The 17,584-nt window shown below is 64.3% G+C and carries 13 protein-coding genes; 10 read left to right on the top strand and 3 right to left on the bottom strand.

Going from position 1 to position 17,584, the window contains the following annotated elements:
• Nucleotides 1–17: 17 nt before the first annotated feature.
• The 8 genes from AC07P1_RS04680 (at nucleotide 18) to AC07P1_RS04645 (ending at nucleotide 10,349) form a co-directional block, all read left to right on the top strand.
• A complete protein-coding gene (locus AC07P1_RS04680) occupies nucleotides 18–617 on the top strand; it encodes a short chain dehydrogenase (RefSeq protein ID WP_494694709.1) in 600 nt (199 codons plus the stop codon).
• A 10-nt stretch (nucleotides 618–627) separates the two neighbouring features.
• Nucleotides 628–1,227 carry a short chain dehydrogenase gene (locus tag AC07P1_RS04675; protein WP_494694708.1) on the top strand — a complete coding sequence of 200 codons (600 nt, stop codon included), beginning with the start codon at nucleotides 628–630 and terminating at the stop codon, nucleotides 1,225–1,227.
• 69 nt (nucleotides 1,228–1,296) lie between these two features.
• A complete protein-coding gene (locus AC07P1_RS04670) occupies nucleotides 1,297–3,030 on the top strand; it encodes a serine hydrolase domain-containing protein (protein WP_494694707.1) in 1,734 nt (577 codons plus the stop codon).
• Between the two features lie 56 nt (nucleotides 3,031–3,086).
• Nucleotides 3,087–4,787 carry a DUF8614 domain-containing protein gene (locus tag AC07P1_RS04665; RefSeq protein WP_494694706.1) on the top strand — a complete coding sequence of 567 codons (1,701 nt, stop codon included), beginning with the start codon at nucleotides 3,087–3,089 and terminating at the stop codon, nucleotides 4,785–4,787.
• Between the two features lie 164 nt (nucleotides 4,788–4,951).
• Nucleotides 4,952–5,698 (top strand): hypothetical protein, encoded by a 747-nt coding sequence (locus AC07P1_RS04660; RefSeq protein WP_494694705.1) that lies wholly within the window; start codon nucleotides 4,952–4,954, stop codon nucleotides 5,696–5,698.
• Between the two features lie 135 nt (nucleotides 5,699–5,833).
• Nucleotides 5,834–6,544: a BON domain-containing protein gene (locus tag AC07P1_RS04655; RefSeq protein ID WP_494694704.1), complete on the top strand. Its 711-nt coding sequence runs from the start codon at nucleotides 5,834–5,836 to the stop codon at nucleotides 6,542–6,544.
• A 144-nt stretch (nucleotides 6,545–6,688) separates the two neighbouring features.
• Nucleotides 6,689–7,990, top strand: a complete 1,302-nt coding sequence (locus tag AC07P1_RS04650; protein ID WP_494694703.1) for an MFS transporter — start codon at nucleotides 6,689–6,691, stop codon at nucleotides 7,988–7,990.
• A gap of 199 nt (nucleotides 7,991–8,189) precedes the next feature.
• The gene (locus AC07P1_RS04645) at nucleotides 8,190–10,349 is read left to right on the top strand and encodes a metallophosphoesterase (RefSeq protein WP_494694702.1); all 2,160 of its coding nucleotides are present in this window, start codon (nucleotides 8,190–8,192) and stop codon (nucleotides 10,347–10,349) included.
• Nucleotides 10,350–10,505: 156 nt separating this feature from the next.
• On the opposite strand, the gene AC07P1_RS04640 is transcribed toward AC07P1_RS04645, so the two are convergent.
• Together AC07P1_RS04640 and AC07P1_RS04635 are read right to left on the bottom strand one after the other, a co-directional pair.
• Complete coding sequence (locus AC07P1_RS04640; protein ID WP_494694701.1) at nucleotides 10,506–12,614, bottom strand: dipeptidyl-peptidase 5; 2,109 nt, start codon at nucleotides 12,612–12,614, stop codon at nucleotides 10,506–10,508.
• A gap of 83 nt (nucleotides 12,615–12,697) precedes the next feature.
• On the bottom strand, nucleotides 12,698–13,483 hold the full coding sequence (locus AC07P1_RS04635; RefSeq protein WP_494694700.1) for a substrate-binding periplasmic protein: 786 nt from the start codon (nucleotides 13,481–13,483) through the stop codon (nucleotides 12,698–12,700).
• A gap of 87 nt (nucleotides 13,484–13,570) precedes the next feature.
• Between AC07P1_RS04635 and AC07P1_RS04630 the strand changes: the two genes are divergently transcribed.
• On the top strand, nucleotides 13,571–14,995 hold the full coding sequence (locus AC07P1_RS04630; RefSeq protein ID WP_494694699.1) for a poly(ethylene terephthalate) hydrolase family protein: 1,425 nt from the start codon (nucleotides 13,571–13,573) through the stop codon (nucleotides 14,993–14,995).
• 133 nt (nucleotides 14,996–15,128) lie between these two features.
• On the opposite strand, the gene AC07P1_RS04625 is transcribed toward AC07P1_RS04630, so the two are convergent.
• Nucleotides 15,129–15,872, bottom strand: coding sequence for an MGMT family protein (locus tag AC07P1_RS04625; RefSeq protein ID WP_494694698.1), 744 nt, complete (start codon nucleotides 15,870–15,872; stop codon nucleotides 15,129–15,131).
• Nucleotides 15,873–16,033: 161 nt separating this feature from the next.
• Between AC07P1_RS04625 and AC07P1_RS04620 the strand changes: the two genes are divergently transcribed.
• Entirely contained in the window at nucleotides 16,034–17,581 is a 1,548-nt protein-coding gene (locus tag AC07P1_RS04620; RefSeq protein ID WP_494694697.1) for an MBOAT family O-acyltransferase, read from the top strand.
• Nucleotides 17,582–17,584: the final 3 nt, after the last annotated feature.

The following is a 17,584-nucleotide window of genomic DNA, read 5'->3' as shown; positions in this document are numbered from 1 at the left end:
CAGACAAGGAGTGGATCATGAAAGTCGTCGTTATCGGTGCCTCGGGCACGGTGGGCAAATCGGTGGTGGAGGAATTGGGCAAGCGTCACCAGATCGTGACGGTGGGCGCGGGCAGCGGCCAGTATCGGGCCGACTTCACCGACATCGCCCGGGTGCGGGCGGCGTTCGAACAAATCGGCAAGGTCGACGCGGTGGTGGTGGCCGCCGGCTCGCTGCATTTCGGCCCGCTGGCCGACTTCACGCCGGAGCAGTTCCACGTGGGCCTGGACAGCAAGTTGATGGGGCAGGTGAATGTGGCGCTGGTGGCGCGCGAATATTTGAACGACGGCGGTTCGATCACGCTCACCAGCGGTATCGTGGCCGAGCAGCCGATCCGCAACGGCGCCAGCGCGACGATGGTCAACGCGGCGGTGGAAGGCTTCGTGCGCGCCGCAGCCATCGAGTTGCCGCGCGGTCTGCGCATCAACGCCGTCAGCCCCACGGTGCTGGAGGAATCGATGGGCAGCTATGGCCCGTTCTTCATCGGTTTCGAACCCGCGGCAGGCAAGCGCGTGGCGCTGTCGTACGCGCGCAGCGTCGATGGCGCCCAGACCGGCCAAGTCTATCGTGCCTGGTAAAGGGGCTGCCATGAAAGTGATCGTGATTGGTGCGGCGGGCACCATCGGTTCCGCCGTCGTCGAACAACTGGGACAACGGCATGACATCGTCGGCGTGGGTACGCGCAGCGGCCGATATCAGGCCGATATCGCGGACATCGGCCAGGTGCGGGCGGTGTTCGCGCGGGTCGGCAAGGTAGACGCGGTGGTGGTGGCCGCCGGCGCGCTGCACGTCGGGCCGTTCGACGAGCTCACGCCGGAGCATTTCCACGTGGGCCTGAACAGCAAGTTGATGGGGCAGGTGAACGTGGCGCTGGTGGCGCGCGACTATCTGAACGACGGCGGCTCGATCACGCTCACCAGCGGCGTCGATACCGATCATCCGATACGCGGCGCGGTGGCGGCCAGCACGGCCAATGCGGCCGTGGTGGGCTTCGTGCGCGGCGCGGCGATCGAGCTGCCGCGCGGGCTGCGCATCAACGTCGTCAGCCCGACGGTGCTGGAGGAGTCGATGCCGGTGTTCGGCCCCTTGTTTATCGGCTTCGAACCGATCGCCGGCAAGCGCGCCGCGCTGGCGTATGCGCGCAGTGTCGATGGCGCGCAAACGGGGCAGGTGTACCGGGCCTGGTAGTGACAATCCGTGAGTATTTTGACATTGTAAAAAGCGTATGCTGCGGCTTCACTTGATAGGGGAGCCTCCGTGTTCAAAACCTTGGTTGGTCTGCTGGTTTTTTGCGTGCCGATGTGCGCACTTGCCGCTTCGGCGCCTTTGAGCATGGAGAGCGAGCCCGAAGCCGTCGCGCGCTCGGTGCTGGGCGGGCGTCCCGGCGCGGCCGCCGTGGGGCTGTGGCACGACGATAAGAGGTTCTACGCCGAGGTGCGCCGCGCCGCCGTCGGCGGGGCCGCCGAGCGCCAGCCGGACGGCGCGTTCCAATTGTTTGAAATAGGTTCGATCTCCAAGGTGTTCACCGGCCTGCTGCTGGCGCAGGCGGTTGAACGCGGGGATCTGGCACTCGACGATACGCTCGGCAAACTGCTGCCAGCGTCGCTGGGCGCGGCGCAGGCCCGCGCGCTCAAACTGAAGCCGGAAGTGGCGGCGATCACGCTGCGCCAGCTGGTCACGCACACTTCCTGCCTGCCGAGGATGCCCGCCAATTTCCCCGATCTGAACGCGGCCAATCCCTATCCCGGCTATACCCGCACGATGATGCTGGCCGAGCTGTCGGCGCTCAAGCCAAAGCGGGCGCCGTGCGAGGCCGAGTACAGCAATTTCGGCTTCGCCGTGTTGGGCGAAGTGCTGTCGCTGCGCTATGGTCGCACGTGGGAAAAGCTGGTCATCGATCGCATCGCCACGCCGTTGGGCATGGCCAGCACTTTCCAGCATCTGCCGGAACGGAAGGCGGACGGGTTGGGGCGCATGGCCCCGCCGTTCAGCGGTGACAAGGCCGCCTCGCTGTGGGACTTCGACGCCTTCGCCGGCGCCGGCTCGCTGCGCTCCACGGCGCCGGATATGCTGACGTTCGGCCGCGCTTTGATGGCGGGGCGCGGTGGGCCGCTGGGCGCCGCCGCCGAGCGGGTGCTGCAGCCACTGGGGTCGATGAACGGCGCGCAGATCGGCTACGCGCTGATCATGCGCGGCCCGCCGGAGCGGCGCACTTATTTTCACAGCGGCGGCACCGGCGGTTTTCGCACCCAGTTGCTGATGATGCCTGATGTCGGGCAGGCGGCGATCGTCATGGTCAGCAACGCCGAGGCGCAGGCCGATTCCTTCGGCGCCAACGTGCTGGCCGCGCGCTACAAGGTCGGCGACACCAGTATCGCGCTGGACGCGGCGGCGCTGCCGCAATACGCCGGCGTGTTCCGCGCCGATGCCAGGATCGCCTTCACCTTCGTGGTCCAGGACGGCAAGCTGTACGGCCGCATGACGGGGCAGCCCTATACCGCGATGACGCCGGCGGCGCCGGACGTTTTCACGTTGCCGCAATTTGGCGCCGAGTTCGCCTTCGGACGCGAGAACGGCAAAGTGGCAAGCATGGTGCTGCGCCAGCACGGCGGCGAGATCCCCGCGCGCCGCACGGACGAGCCGTCGCCGGCCGTCGCCACCGACGCCGCCCTCACGGCGCAACGCTACACGGGACATTATCTGACCGGCGGCGACGGTGCGCCCAAGCTGGACTTCGACGTGCGCGCGATCGACGGGCAGTTGTGGGCTCGTCTGGACCAACAGCCGCTGCTGCCGGTGTTTCCGGTGCCGGGCAAGGCCGGACGCTTCGCCTGGGATGTGGTGGCCGCCGAACTGCAGTTCGAGCCCGACGCCGACGGCGCGGCGGCGGCGCTGGTGCTGCATCAGGACGGGCGGGCGATGCGCGCCACGCGGGTGGCCGGCGCGGTCGGGGCGTCGACGTCCGCCGCCGCCGACAAGGCCTCGAAGTAGCGCGGCCAGCTGCCCGGCTGGATTACAATGTGACCCTCACTCCACCCGAGGTTCGAATGAAAAAAATCCTGCTCCCATTGGCGTTGGCGCTCGCCTGCGCCGCCGCCTACGCCGCGCCAGCCGACGTGGCCGACTTGAACAAAATGAGCAAGCGGTACGCGCCGATCGCGCTGACCGCCGACACCAGCAAACTCTCCGCCGGCGACAAAAAGGCCATCGTCAAACTGATCGAAGCGGCCAAGATCATCGACGTGCTGCAACTGCGCCAGCGCTGGTCCGGCAACGAGGCGCTGTGGGCCGCGCTGAAGAAGGACAAGACGCCGCTGGGCCAGGCGCGTCTGAGCTACTTCTGGCTTAACAAGGGGCCGTGGTCTATCCTCGACAGCCACGAATCCTTCCTGCCGGCCGAGATCGACGGCATCAAGATTCCGGCCAAGAAGCCCGAGGGGGGCAACTTCTATCCGGCCGACGCCAGCAAGGCGCAGCTGGAAACCTGGATGAACGCCTTGCCGGCCATCGACAAGGAACAGGCGCAGTGGTTCTTCACGACGATACGCCGCAATGCCGACGGCCAGTTCACCACCGTCAAATACTCGGACGAGTACAAGGCCGAACTGCAGCAGGCCGCAGCCCTGCTCAAGCAAGCCGCCGCCGAGACCGACAACGCGTCGCTGAAGAAGTTCCTCGAGCTGCGCGCCGACGCTTTCCTGAGCAATGATTACCTCGCCTCCGACTTCGCCTGGATGGACTTGGATGCGCCGGTCGATGTCACCATCGGCCCGTACGAGACCTATAACGACGAGCTGTTCGGCTACAAGGCCGCGTTCGAGGCTTACGTCAATATCCGCGACCAGAAGGAGACGCAAAAGCTCGACTTCTTCGCCAAGCACATGCAGGAGCTGGAGGATAATCTGCCGCTCGACGCGCAGTACCGTAATCCCAAGGTCGGCGCCATCGCGCCGATGGTGGTGGTCAACCAGGTGTACGGCGCCGGCGACGGCAACATGGGCGTGCAGACGGCCGCCTACAACCTGCCCAACGACGAGCGCATCATCAGCCAGCGCGGCTCCAAGCGCGTGATGCTCAAGAACGTGCAGCAAGCCAAGTTCAAATCGACGTTGACGCCGATCTCCAAGCTGGTGCTCAAGCCGGCCGACGAGAAGGATGTCGATTTCGACTCGTTCTTCACGCACATCCTCGCGCACGAAATCACGCACGGCCTGGGGCCGCACGTCACCAAGGTCGACGGCAAGGAATCGACGCCGCGCCAGGACCTGAAGGAAGCCTATTCGACCATCGAGGAAGCCAAGGCCGACATCACCGGCCTGTACGTGCTCGCCTACATGATGGACAAGGGCCAACTGGCCGGCACCCTGGGGCAGGGCGAGGCGGCGGAGCGCAAGCTGTACACGACCTTCCTGGCGTCGGCCTTCCGCACCCTGCACTTCGGCCTGACCGATTCGCACGCGCGCGGCATGGCGATCCAGGTGAATTATCTTCTCGACAAGGGCGGTTTCGTGTCGCACGGCGATGGTACGTTCGCGGTGGATTTCAAAAAAATCAAGGCCGCCGTCACAGATCTCGACCGCGAATTCCTGACGATCGAGGCCACCGGCGACTATGCGCGTGCCAAGGAGATGATGACCAAGTATGTCGTTATCCGTCCCGATGTCCAGAAAGCGTTGGATAAAATGAAATCCGTGCCGAACGACATCCGCCCGGAATTCAAGACGGCGCAAGGCCTGCTGGCGAAGTAAGTCCTTACCTTCCTCTAACGGGGGCCGTCCGGTCCCCGTTGCTATAACGCTCATACAATGGCGTTTCATACAAATAGTTACACTTTGCCTACGTAGAAAAATACTTCCGTACGGCAATAAAAGTTTCCGTGATCGTGATAAAGTTGGTTTGAGGAAACCAAATCATGATCACGCGCCTACTTATCTCCCTGCTGCTGTTGTGCTCCAACTTCGCTTACGCGGCGGAGTTGACCGACATGGAAACCCGCTGGCTCACCGCCGGATCGGCCATGCTGAAGTACGCCAAGAAAGAACTCAAGCTGCCGATCGACATCATCGTCCAGCCCACGGGCAAGCCGACCGACGTGCCGCTGGCGCTGGGCTTTCAAGATGGGCGTTGCAAGCTGGTGCTGACGATGCGCAACAGGACCAACGTCGAAGACGTCCTGGCGAGCGTGCCGGCCGAGCAACGGCCGTTGATGATCGAGGCGATGTTCGCGCACGAAGTGGGCCACTGCTGGCGCTACGTGCAGGGCCAGTGGCACGAGATGCCGGCCGGCTTCGAGGAACACGCCGAGCACTCCCACGACGCCCCGCATAACCAGGCGCAAGCGCAGGAACTGGAGCAGACCCGCCGCGAGGAAGGCTTCGCCGATCTGGCCGCGCTGGCATGGATACAGCAGCGCCATCCGGAACAGTACGGCGCCGTCGCCGAGTGGATGCGCCAGGTGCGTCAACCGTCGTCGTCCAGCCCGGCTGTCGGTTCGCACACCACCATGGAATGGCTGCAACTGGCGCCAACCGGCGACGCCTTTGCCGCCGAACTGCCCTTGTTCGAGCAGGCGAGCAGCCTGTGGCAAAAGGGCTTGCTGAACCAGGACGCGCGCCAGGACGCACGCCAGGGCATGCGCCAGGCCTCGCTGCAGCGCTAGCGACATCGAAGTCACGCCGGCGTCGTTCATAGGCTACAAAATAGCAATTCCCTAACTCTGTTCGTTCCCGCACAGAGCTTTCTCTGCCGCCGGCGTTTAATGTGTCCACCAACCACCACAACAAAGGGACACATCATGAACAAGCTCCTCTTCCTGGTCATGGCCGGTGCGGCCAGCGCCAGTTTCGCCGCCACGCCGGTCAACGATTCGGTGGCCTACAAGGCAGCGACCAATAAAGCTGCCAACGATTACAAGACCGCCAAGTCCGCCTGCGACGCGCAGTCCGGCAACGCCAAGGACGTGTGCGAAGAGCAGGCCAAAGTGGCCCGCGCGACGGCCGAAGCCAACGCCACGATGCAGTACAAGAACGATAAAAAATCGATCGAAAAAGCCCGCATCGAACTGGCCGACGCCCAGTACGGCCTGGCCAAGGAAAAGTGCGACACGCTGGACGGCAACGCCAAGGATAGCTGCGTGAGCACCGCCAAGTCGCAGCAGGTCGCGGCCGTCAACGCCGCCAAGGCCGGCAAGGATGCCGCCGACATTGCCCAGACCGGTATCGACTGTAGCGCCATGACCGGCACCGACAAGGCATCGTGCGAAGCCAAATCGAAAACCGAGCTGGCCAAGGATGCCGTCGCCGACACCGTGATCACCACCAAGGTCAAAACCGAACTGATGGCCGAACCGGCGCTCAAATCGCTGGACGTCAAGGTTGAAACCAACAATGGTTCCGTGGCGCTGAGCGGTTTCGTGCCGTCGCAGGCCGAGGCTGACAAAGCCGTTGACGTGGCCCGTAATGTCAAAGGCGTCACCGACGTGAAGAGCTCGCTGCGCATCAAATAAGCTGTAGCTGGCTGTAACTCCCCCCTGACAGGGGCCTCCGCCGAGGCCCCTTTCTTTTCCTTGCATTCATTATGACCATAATCTAAAATGGCGGCAGCGCGGGCTTGTCGCTATGCCGCCTCCCTAGTCATTGCAAGGAGCATCATGTTCGCACTATCGCTTTCCAACTGGCTGCGGCGGCGCGGCCTGCATTATTCGTGGGTGATCGTCGCCGTCACCTTCCTGACGGGGCTGACCTCGTCGGCGGCGCTCGGCCTGCCGGGCGCGCTGCTGCAGCCGCTGGCCACCGAGTTCGGCTGGGATGTCGAGCAGATCTCGTCCGCCTTGGCCGTGCGCTTCGTGCTGTTCGGTTTGATGGGGCCGTTCGCCGCCATCCTGATGGAGCGCTTCGGCCTGCGCCACGTGGTGGTCACCGCGCTGACCCTGGTGGCCGCCGGCATGGCGCTGGCCACGCAAATGACGCAGTTCTGGCACCTGGTGCTGTTCTGGGGGATCATGCTCGGCATCGGCTCGGGCATGACCGCCCTGGTGCTCAGCGCCATCGTCTCCAACCGCTGGTTCGACAGTCACCGGGGCTTGGTGGTGGGCATGCTCACCGCCAGTTCGGCCACCGGCCAGCTGGTTTTCCTGCCGGTGGGCGCCTGGCTGATCGAACGCTTCGGCTGGCGCATGGCCGTCATTCCCGTCTTCGCCGCGTGCGCCGTGGTGGCCGTGCTGGTGCTGCTGTTGATGCGCAACCGGCCGAACGAACTGGGCCTCACTCCCTACGGCGCCGCGCCGGGGACCGAAGTCGCACCGCCGACGCCGACTATGCACATCACGTTCGCCACGCCGTTCAAGGTGCTCGCCAGCGTCGCCGGCAACCGCGTGTTCTGGATCTTGTTCGGCACCTTCTTCATTTGCGGGCTGAGCACTAATGGGCTGATCCAGACGCACTTCATTTCGCTGTGCGGCGACGCCGGACTGGCCGCCGTGCCTGCCGCATCGGTGCTGGCGATGATGGGGGCGTTCGATCTGGTCGGCACCATCGGCTCGGGCTGGCTGTCGGACCGTTACGACAACCGCAAGCTGCTGTTTGTGTATTACGGTCTGCGCGGCTTGTCGTTGTTCTGGCTGCCGTATTCGGAGTTCACGTTTTACGGCTTGTCGTTGTTTGCCATGTTTTATGGTTTGGACTGGATCGCCACCGTGCCGCCGACGGTGCGGTTGGTGGCCTCGACGTTCGGCAAGGAGCGGGCGGGGATGGTGTTCGGTTGGGTATTCGCCGGACACCAGTTGGGCGCGGCGGTGGCGGCCTGGGGCGCGGGCAGGGTGCGCACCATGATGCTGACGTATAACCCGGCGCTGTTCGCGGCGGGGGCGGCTTGCTTGATCGCGGCCGGGGTTATTTTGTTGATCAGGCGGCCGGCGGTGGCTGTCGCTGCGGAGGTCAAAGCGGCTGCGTGATGTGGTGGCTGCGGCGCGTGCATGGCCGATTACGCGCTGCGCGCTAATCCGCCCTACGTGTCTCCATGGTCTGGCGCAGGCGCGGGCGATGGCGGCTGCTTGATGTACTGTTGGTAGTGCATGCATTGCGCCATGTAATCAACCTGTCACACCGGGGTGCCACAATGCGCACCACCCAATACAGACAGATGGAGATTGCATGCGCAATGCCTTGAACGCCCGCCGGCCGCTGATCGCGGCCGCCGCCATGATGTCGCTGTTATCCGCATGCGGCAGCGATAGCGTCCCGACCACCGACCCCATTCCGGCCGACGGCTACACCTCCACCCCGGTCGCCTTCATGAGCGACGTGCACTTCGAGAACATCTACGGCGACTTCAAAAGCAGCCAGTTCTCCGGCATTCCCACCAAGGATGGCAGGAACGCCACCATCCGCACGATGTACGCGCAACTGACGTCCACCCGTCTGTTCAACGAAAACTATTTCGCCTTCCGCGCCGCGCTCGACGACGCCTATGGCAAGAACATCCGCCTGGTGGCGCTGCCGGGCGACATCTCCGACGACGCCCAGCCGATCAACATCGACGGCCTGGCCGACATCCTGCGCGAGTACCAGGCCAAGGGCATGCGCTTCTTCATCGCGCCGGGCAACCACGACCCTAACGAGCCGTACGACGACGATGAAGCCGGCAAGAACGACTTCCTTACGCGCGACGGCAAGGAACAAAAGATCTACGCGCCCAACAACGCCGCCTGCAAGGCCAAGGACCCGACCGTGGTCTGCACCGCCCAGCTGACCGAGCAGGGCTACGAACGCCTGCTCACCAAACTCGGCGACTTCGGCTACATGCCGAACAAGTCCGATGTCTATTGGGAGACACCGTTCAGCAAATACGCCGACGGCAAATACAGCTTCGACGCCGCATCGGCCTCGTCCGCGCTGAACAAGCGCCAGTTCGAGATCTGCGCCGAAGGCGAGGGCGGCAGCTACAAGGCCGCCGGCGAAACCAAGCTGGGTAAATCCTACACGCGCTGCACCAACATCATCGACGCCAGCTACCTGGTCGAACCGGTCAAGGGCTTGTGGCTGCTGGCGGTCGACGCCAACGTCCACGTCCCCAACGGCAAGTTCGACCCGGCCAATCCGACCGCCTTCGCCGGCTTCGACAACGCCGGCAACGCCGGTTGGAACAAGGTGACCACGCACAAGATCCATCAAATGGAGTGGATCAAGTCGGTGGCCGCGCGCGCCAAGGCGCAGGGCAAGCAGTTGATGGCGTTCTCGCACTATCCGACGATGGACTTCTACGCCAACCAGACCTTCGCGATGAAGGCGGTGTTCAAGCCGGGCGCGTTCCAGACCGCGCGCGTGCCGGATGCGGCCACCACCAAGGCGCTGGCCGCGACGGGCCTGCCGTTGCACATGGGCGGACACATGCACTTCAACGGCACCAACGATTATCAGGATGGCGCCGGCAACTATCTGGTCAACGTGCAGTCGCCGTCGCTGGCCGTGTTCGGCGCCGCGTACAAGATCGTCAGCTACCAGAGCAAGGAGCTGGTCGATGTGCAGACCGTTGGCCTCAACAACGTGGCGCGCTACAACGAGCTGTTCCCGTTGTACCAGACCGAGTACGACTACCTGCAGGGCAGCGTGCTGACCGGCGACGTCGCCAAGCGCTGGAACCGCAATATTCTCGATAGCCGCTCGTATGGCGAATTCACCCGCACCTATTTTGGCGAGTTGTCGCGCCTGCGGTTCATGGACGAGTACTGGCCGTGCGAAATGAAGCAGGCGGCGACCTCGCTCGATGCGCGCCAGATGTTGATCCTGTCGCAGTTGCAGACCAAGGTGACGTTGGCGCAGTTGAAGGACAATCCGGGCGTGGTGCCGTTGACGGCCGCGTGTGCGGCCAAGGGGACCGTTGCCGAGGGTGGCGTGGCGGCGGGCCAGTTGACGGCGGACTGGGCGGCGGCGACGGCGAAGGCAGAGCAGCTGGCGTCGGCGGCGAATCTGAAGCTCGATGATTTCGCCAAGATCAGCGCGTACGAGTTCTATGGCGACTTCCACCGGACGGTGTATGCGGGCGAGCTGGCGTTGCGCGACATGGGCGCGCAGCGGGTGGCGCAGTACAAGGTGCTGATGGCGGCGTTCCCGGCATCGCCAGCGGCCATTGCGAAGATCGGCGATTTGCCGTCGGATCAGAACCCGGTCAACGTGCTGTTCCAGTATCAGTTCAAGCAGGTGTTCGGGATTCTGAAGGGGCTGGGTTCGGGCAAGCCGAGCGATAGTTTCCGTATCGACCTGAAGGCCAAGACGTTGACCAACACCAGTGCCACGGGGTTGAGTTTCAATTAGAAGGAGAGCCGCTTACATGGGGATACACGTAGGGCGGATTAGCGCAGCGTAATCCGCCATTGCATGCGCCGCCAATGACGCATGCATGGCGGATTACGGCGTTCCGCCTAATCCGCCCTACGTGTCTCCGTGGTCACGCTCGGCACAGCGTGCGCATCACTTCAAATACTTCGCCAGCCAGCCGTGTACTTCACTGTAGAAGTACCGGCTGTTGTCCCCCTTCAAAATCCAGTGGTTCTCGTCCGGGAACACCAGCAGTTTGCTTGGCACATTCAAGCGCTGCTGCGTCGCGAAATTCATCAGCGCATTATTGGCCGGCACGCGATAATCCAGCTCGCCCACCGAGATCAAAATCGGCGTCTTGAACCCCGTACCTTTCTCATGATTCCCGGCCTGCATCACCGGGCTTTGCTCGCGCCACACCGGCAAATTGCCCCACACCGGTCCGCCGCTGTTGACCTCGCGCCCGAAGATGCTGTCGCTGGTGCCCCACTGCATCACCAGATCCATCTCGCCCGCGTGCGACACGATCGCCTTGTAGCGCGTGGTGGTCGCCTGCAGCCAGTTGGCCAAGTGGCCGCCATAGCTGGCGCCGCCCGCCGCCAGCTTGTTGCCGTCGACGAAACTGTACTTGCGCACCGCCTCGTCGACCGCCTCGTTGACTTCGTCGCCCGGCCCCTTCAATGGATCGCCCTGGATCGCGCGCGCGAATTCCTCGCCGTAGCCGGTCGAGCCCTTGTAGTCGGTCAGCAGCACCACATAGCCCGGCTGTGCCAGCAGGTGGTAGTTCCAGCGCAGCACGAACTGGTCGCGCCACATATTGGCCGCGCCGCCGTGGATCACCGCGAACAGCGGATATTTTTTCGCCGGGTCGAAGCCGGCCGGTTTGACGATCATGTTGTGGATCATGCGTCCGTCGCTGGCCTTGAACCAGAAGTGCTCCGGCGCCTGCCAGTCGATGGCGGCCGCGCGCTCGGTGTTGAACGCGGTCAAACGCTTGGGCGCGCCGTTGCCGAAGGCGTACACCTCCGGCGGGTTGATGGCCGATTCCCATACGCCGACGACCGCCTTGCCGCCGGCGTTCAGCGAACCGATCGAACCGGTCGGCAGCGACGGCTCGGCACGCAAGTCGCCGCCAGCGTAGTTGATCGAGTGCAGTTGCTCAAGGCCCGCGTGCTCGAAGCTGAACACCACGCGGTTGCTGCCATCGGGCAGCACGAAGCGCGAGATCGAGCGGTCCAGCGATGCCGTTAAAATCTTCGGAGAAGGATCAGTGATCGGCCAGGCGAAGCTGGCGATGCGGCTGACGTCGTAGACCTTGCCCGGCTCCTCCGCCTCGGTCAGGCTGAACAAGGTTTTGCCGTCCTTGCTGAACTTGAGTGCGCGGTAACTGTGCTTGTCGCGCGTCAGCTGTTGCGCTTCGCCGCCGGCGGCCGGCACCGAGAAGATTTGCGTGTAGCCGGCCGCGCGCGCCGCCTCGTCGCGGTTGGTCGAGGCCGGGAACACCACGGCCTGGCCGTCCTGCGACCAGATCGCGTCGAGCGACTGGCCCTCGTCGCCCTGGCCGCCGCCGAAGCCCGGCAGCGCGGCCAGTTTGGTGCCCGACAGCAGGTCGCGCGGCTTGGCGCCGATCGTCGCCTCCATCACGAACAGGCGCACTTGCTTGTCGTCGAGCCACTTGTCGAAGAAGCGCGGCGGGAAGCTTTCGTAGGCGCGCACGTTGTATTTGCGGTCCTTGCGTTCCTTGGCGATTTTCTTGATGTCGTCCTCGCCGGTCGCGCCGGGGAAGATATCGCTGACGAACAGCAGTTGCTTGCCGTCCGGGCTGAACTTCGGCTGGCGCGCGCCCAGGGTCAAGGTGGTCAGGCGCTGGGCCTCGCCGCCGCCGGCCACGTCGATGCGGTAGATCTGGCCGGTGTCGTCGCCGTCGCGTTTGGCCACGAAGACCAGCTGGCGGCTGTCCGGCGACCAGTTCAGCGCGCCTTCGCCGCCTTTGCTGAAGGTCAGGCGGCGCGCCGGCGTGTCGTCGGTCAGCGATTTGATCCACAGGTCCGACCATTGCTCCTTGCTGTCGTAGGCCGGATCGGTGACGGCGAACACGGCCCACTTGCCGTCCGGGCTGGCGGTCGGCGCGCCGACCCGTTTCATCAGCCACACGTCCTCGTGGGTGATCGCGCGTTTGGCGGGCGCGTCGGCCGCGAGGGCGTGGCCGCCGAGCGCGGCGGAAAGGAGCAGGGTGAGTATGGAAAGGCGCGGTGGGGTCATGGCGTGCTCGTTAAAAAGACAAAACGACGATAGTCGCCAAAACTGCGGTTGCTGTCAATCAAGTTTCTGTGGGCCGCGCTGCGTCAATCCCATTTCTTCAGCAGGCGGGCCAGCTCGCCGGTTCTTTCCATCTGTTCGACGGCGCGGCGCACGCGGGCCGTCACCGCCGGATCGACGTGCGTGCCCATCGCCATATAGGTCTCGGTCTGGTACATCACCTGCGGCAGGATCCTGACCTTGGCGCCGTAGCCGGAACGCTGCACGAAACTCTTCAGTCCCGGTCCCCGGTGCAGGAAGAACCGGCCCCGGCGCGCCACCAGCTTTTGCAGATTGTTCATGGGATCGGCCGCGCTGGCGCTGAAGCGCAGGTTGCCGATGCGTTCCAGCGCCTCGGTGGTGCCGAAACCGCGATTGGTCAGAATCACGCCGTTCGCCCCCAGTTTGCGCACGTCGTTCCAGCCGCGGATGACGACGGGATCGTCGGCGCGGGCAAGCAAATGGAAGCGCAGCGGCAGCAGCGGCAGGTCGATATAGTTGTATTGCACTTCGCGCTCGGGCGTGCGCTGGATCGCGCACAGCGCGTCGTGTTGGTGGTTCACCACCTCGGCGTGGGCGCGCACCAGCGGCAGCCACTGCTGGTCGCCGACGAACACCAGGCCCGGATCGATGCGTTCGATGGTGCGCAGGATATCGATGCACACGCCGATGACGCGGCCGTCCCCGGCGTCGATGAACTTGGGATCGGTGCCTGCCTGCGCCGCCACCCGCAGGGTGACGACCGGTCCGGCCGCCGCCGCGTACAGGGGCGGGGCGGCCGCGAGCAGCAGCCAGCAGGCCATCAGCGGGCCGTGCATCCGTCTCAGCAGCATGACTTCATTCGATCGATTGTGCGCATTTCTATTGTTATTCCGATATTGCTTATATACTTAATTTTTTAACCTCTGGAAAGTATAACAGTGCGTCTGCTGCTAACCGTCATCCTTTGCTGCGCCGCGAGCCTGAGCCAGGCCGCTTCCAACTTCACCTTCGACGTTGCGCCCGGGCCGCATGGCGTGGGTTTGCGCGTGGTCGAACAGTACGATTACGCGCGCTCTTATCTGGGCAATTTCGATCTCGTCACCGGCAAGCCCGTGGACGGGGAAAAAGCGCGCCCGATGCAGACGGTGATCTGGTATCCGGCGCAAAAATCCGGCAAGCGCGTCATGTACGGCGATTACGCGCGTCTGACGGTCGGCGCCGAGAAGTTCGGCCGTGGCGAGGCCGAGATCGCCGCCGCCACCGCCGCCTGGCTCAAGCAGCAGCGCAGCGACAACGGCGCCGGGCAGGCCAACGCGGAACTGGCGCGGCCGATGTGGGCGGTGCGCGAAGGCAAGCCGGCGCCGGGCAAGTTCCCGGTGGTAATCTACGCGCCCAGCTTCAGCGCCAACGCCACCGAGAACGCCGATCTGTGCGAGTACCTGGCCAGCCATGGCTATGTCGTTATCGCCAGTCCCAGCATGGGCGCGCACGCGCGCGGCATGAGCGACGACCTGGAGGGCATCGAAACCCAGGCCGCCGACATCGCCTTCCTGATCGGCTACGCGCACACCCTGCCGCAGGCGGACACCGCCAGGCTGGCGGTCGCCGGTTACAGCTGGGGTGGCATCTCGAACGTGTTTGTCGCCGCGCGCGACAGCCGCGTGAAGGCGCTGGTCAACCTGGACGGCTCGGTGCGTTACTGGCCCGACATGATCGCGCAGGCCAAGTATGTGGTGCCGGCGCGGGTGGCGGTGCCGATGTTGTTCCTGGCGCAGCGGCCGCGTTCATTGGAAGAGCTGGCCAAGCGCGACAAGCCTGCCGTCAGTTTCCTCAACGACATGAAGTACGCCGACCTCTATAACGTTACCTTGCATCCGATGGAGCACTTCGCTTTCGCGTCGGAGGCTTTGCGCTTCATCGGCACGGACAACTTCAACGAATACAGCGCCGCCGAAGTGAGCCAGGCGCACGGCTGGATGGCGCGTTACGTGCTGCAGTTCCTCAACGCCTATCTGCTGGAGCTGGCGCCGGCCAAGACTTTTCTGTCCAATGCGCCCAAGCAGAACGGCGTGCCGGCGCACATGATTACGGCGGTGACGCAGCTGGCGCAGGGCCCGGCGCCAACGCTGGAGATGCTGGCGGTCGAGTCGTCCAAAACCGGCTTCGGCAATGTGGAGGAGGTGTACGCGGCGATGCGCAAGCGCGATCCGAAATTCGCGCCGCCGGAGCAGGCCTTGAACAATTGGGGCTACAAATTGCTGGCCGCCGGCGACAAGCGGGGCGCGCTCGCCGTCCTCAAGCTGGTGACGACGCTGCACCCGGAAAGCGGCAACGCCTACGACAGCCTGGCCGAGGGCGTATGAGGCCAACGAGGACAAGGCGCGGGCGATCGACAACTACCAGCGCGCGCTCAAACTGAATCCGGGCAACGACAACGCCGCGCGGCATTTGAAGGCGCTGGGCGCTCCGAATTAGGCGCCGGTGTCCGCGGCTACGCTACGGATACGTCACCCGCTCGCCCTGCCAAAGAAAGGCGTCGAGTTCGACGGCACCGTTTGAAGGCACGCCTTCCGCCAGCAGCCTCTCCGCCTGGTCGGGCAGGGTGGCGGGCAAGTGCCCGCGCGCGGTGACGATGCGGTGCAGCGGCACGCCGGTGGCGAGGCTGCGCTTGATGTAACCGGGGATGGCGCGGACAAAACTGTTGTCGGCGCCGATCGCCAGCGCCACATCGCTGTAGCGTACGACCCGTCCGTGCGGGATCGTCGGCACGAAATCGAGAAACTTCTGGTAGACCGATTCGGACAGCGCAGGATAGCGGCCGGGAATTAGTTCGAGCACGTCGCCGCGTCGCAACTGGCCGCCGCCGACGACCACGCCGAGGATGCCGCGCCGGCCGATCATGCCGGCCAGGTCGCCGACCAGCGGCAGTAGTTGCTTGCAGGGTTCGCAGTGCATGGTCAGGCGGATCTCGACGCCGCTAGCGCTCGTAAGCGCGCTGCCGGGCTGGAAGTGCCCGGGCGTGTCGGTCGCGATGACGAGGTTCTCGCGCAGCGCGCCGGGTGGCAGGGCCAAGGCATCAAGCTCGCAGGCGACGGTCACCAGGATCTGTCGCGGACTGAGTCTGTGGGCGTTGATGTCGCCCTCGATGCCGAACCCTGCGGTCAGGCTGACGCTTTCGGCGGCGGTCGTGGGCTTGGCGTGGCGGGTTTTGACGAAGAGATGTTCTGCCTTGGCGGTCATGGAGCCAGTATAGCGTGGCGCTTCGTGAGCGCGCATTCCTCATTGCATTGCATCGATGGAAGGTAGTAATTTTTAATAGACAATTAGATAATTTAACTTTAGCATGGTCTCGCTGCGCGCCGCGCCGGGCGCGACTTTCCCCCCAGCCATGCCGGACCGATATGCTATTCAATTCGTTCAGTTTCATCCTGCTGTTTCTGCCGATAACAGCCCTGGGCTACTTTACGCTGGCGCGGCGCAGCCAGGTCCTGGCCGCCGGCTGGCTGGCGACGGCCTCGCTGTTTTTCTACGGCTGGTGGAGCGTCGAATACATCCCCTTGCTGCTGGCGTCGATCGGCTTCAACTACCTGGCGGGACGGCGCATCGGCCACAGCGACGGTCCGGCGAAGTTGCGCTGGCTGGCGCTGGCCGTCAGCGCCAATCTGCTGTTGCTGTGCTACTTCAAATACGCCGACTTTTTCATCTCCGGCGTCAACGCCATCGGCGGCACCGGCTGGCCGCTGTGGCATGTGGTGCTGCCGATCGGAATCTCGTTTTACACCTTCACCCAGATCGCTTTCTTGGTCGACACCTACCAGGGCAAGGTGAAGGAATACCGCTTCGTCCACTACCTGCTGTTCATCACCTATTTCCCGCACCTGATCGCCGGCCCGGTGCTGCACCACGCCGAGATGATGCCGCAGTTCGAACGCAAGGAAAGCTACCGGTTGTCCGCCGCCAACGTCGCGATTGGCCTGAGCATCTTCGCCATCGGCCTGGCCAAGAAGGTGCTGATCGCCGACAACCTGTCGCCGCACGCGAACTTCTTCTTCAACCAGTCCGACCCGCAAGGCGTGCTGGTGGCGTGGGGCGGCGTGCTGGCCTACGCCTTCCAGCTGTACTTCGATTTTTCCGGCTACTCGGACATGGCGATAGGCATCTCGCGCATCTTCGGCATCCGCCTGCCGCTCAACTTCGATTCGCCGTACAAGTCGGTCAACATCATCGAGTTCTGGCGGCGCTGGCACATGACGCTGTCGCGTTTCCTGCGCGACTACCTCTACATTCCGCTGGGCGGTGGCCGCAGGGGCACGGTGCGCCGCTACCTGAACCTGATGCTGACCATGCTGCTGGGCGGTTTGTGGCATGGCGCCGGCTGGAACTTCGCCGTCTGGGGCATGTTGCATGGCGCTTATCTGATGATCAACCACGCCTGGGCGGCGCTGGCGGCGCGCCTGCGCCTGCCCACCGGCGCGCTGCCATGGCGGCTGGCGAGCGTCGCGCTGACCTTCGCCGCCGTTTGCTTTGCGTGGGTGTTTTTCCGCGCCACGGATTTCTCGCGCGCGGTGACGATCGTCGGCGCCATGTGCGGCAACGACGGTATCGCGCTGCCGGAGTCGCTGGCCGCCCATCTGCGGGCGCTGCAACCCTTGCTGGACAAGCTGGGCGTCACCTTTTACCTCGGCGGCGGCACACGCTTCGTGCAGACGTGGCTGTGGGTGCTGGTGGCGGCGGCGATTTGCTTCACGATGCCGAACACGCAGCAGATCATGCGGCGCTACGAGCCCGCGCTGGATTTCCACGCCGGGGCAGACGGCGCGCGGCCATTGCCGGCCGTGCCGCTGGCCTGGCTGCCGAACAGGCGCTGGGCGGTGGCGCTCAGCGTGCTGATGTTGGCCTGTCTGTTGTCGCTGGGGCGTCCGGCCGAGTTCTTGTATTTTCAATTTTAGGAA

The sequence above is a fragment of the Duganella sp. GW821-FHT07F09 genome, from assembly GCF_059418705.1.
The sequence above is the reverse complement of the archived record's forward strand: the minus strand, read 5'-3'. Positions and strand labels throughout refer to the sequence as shown.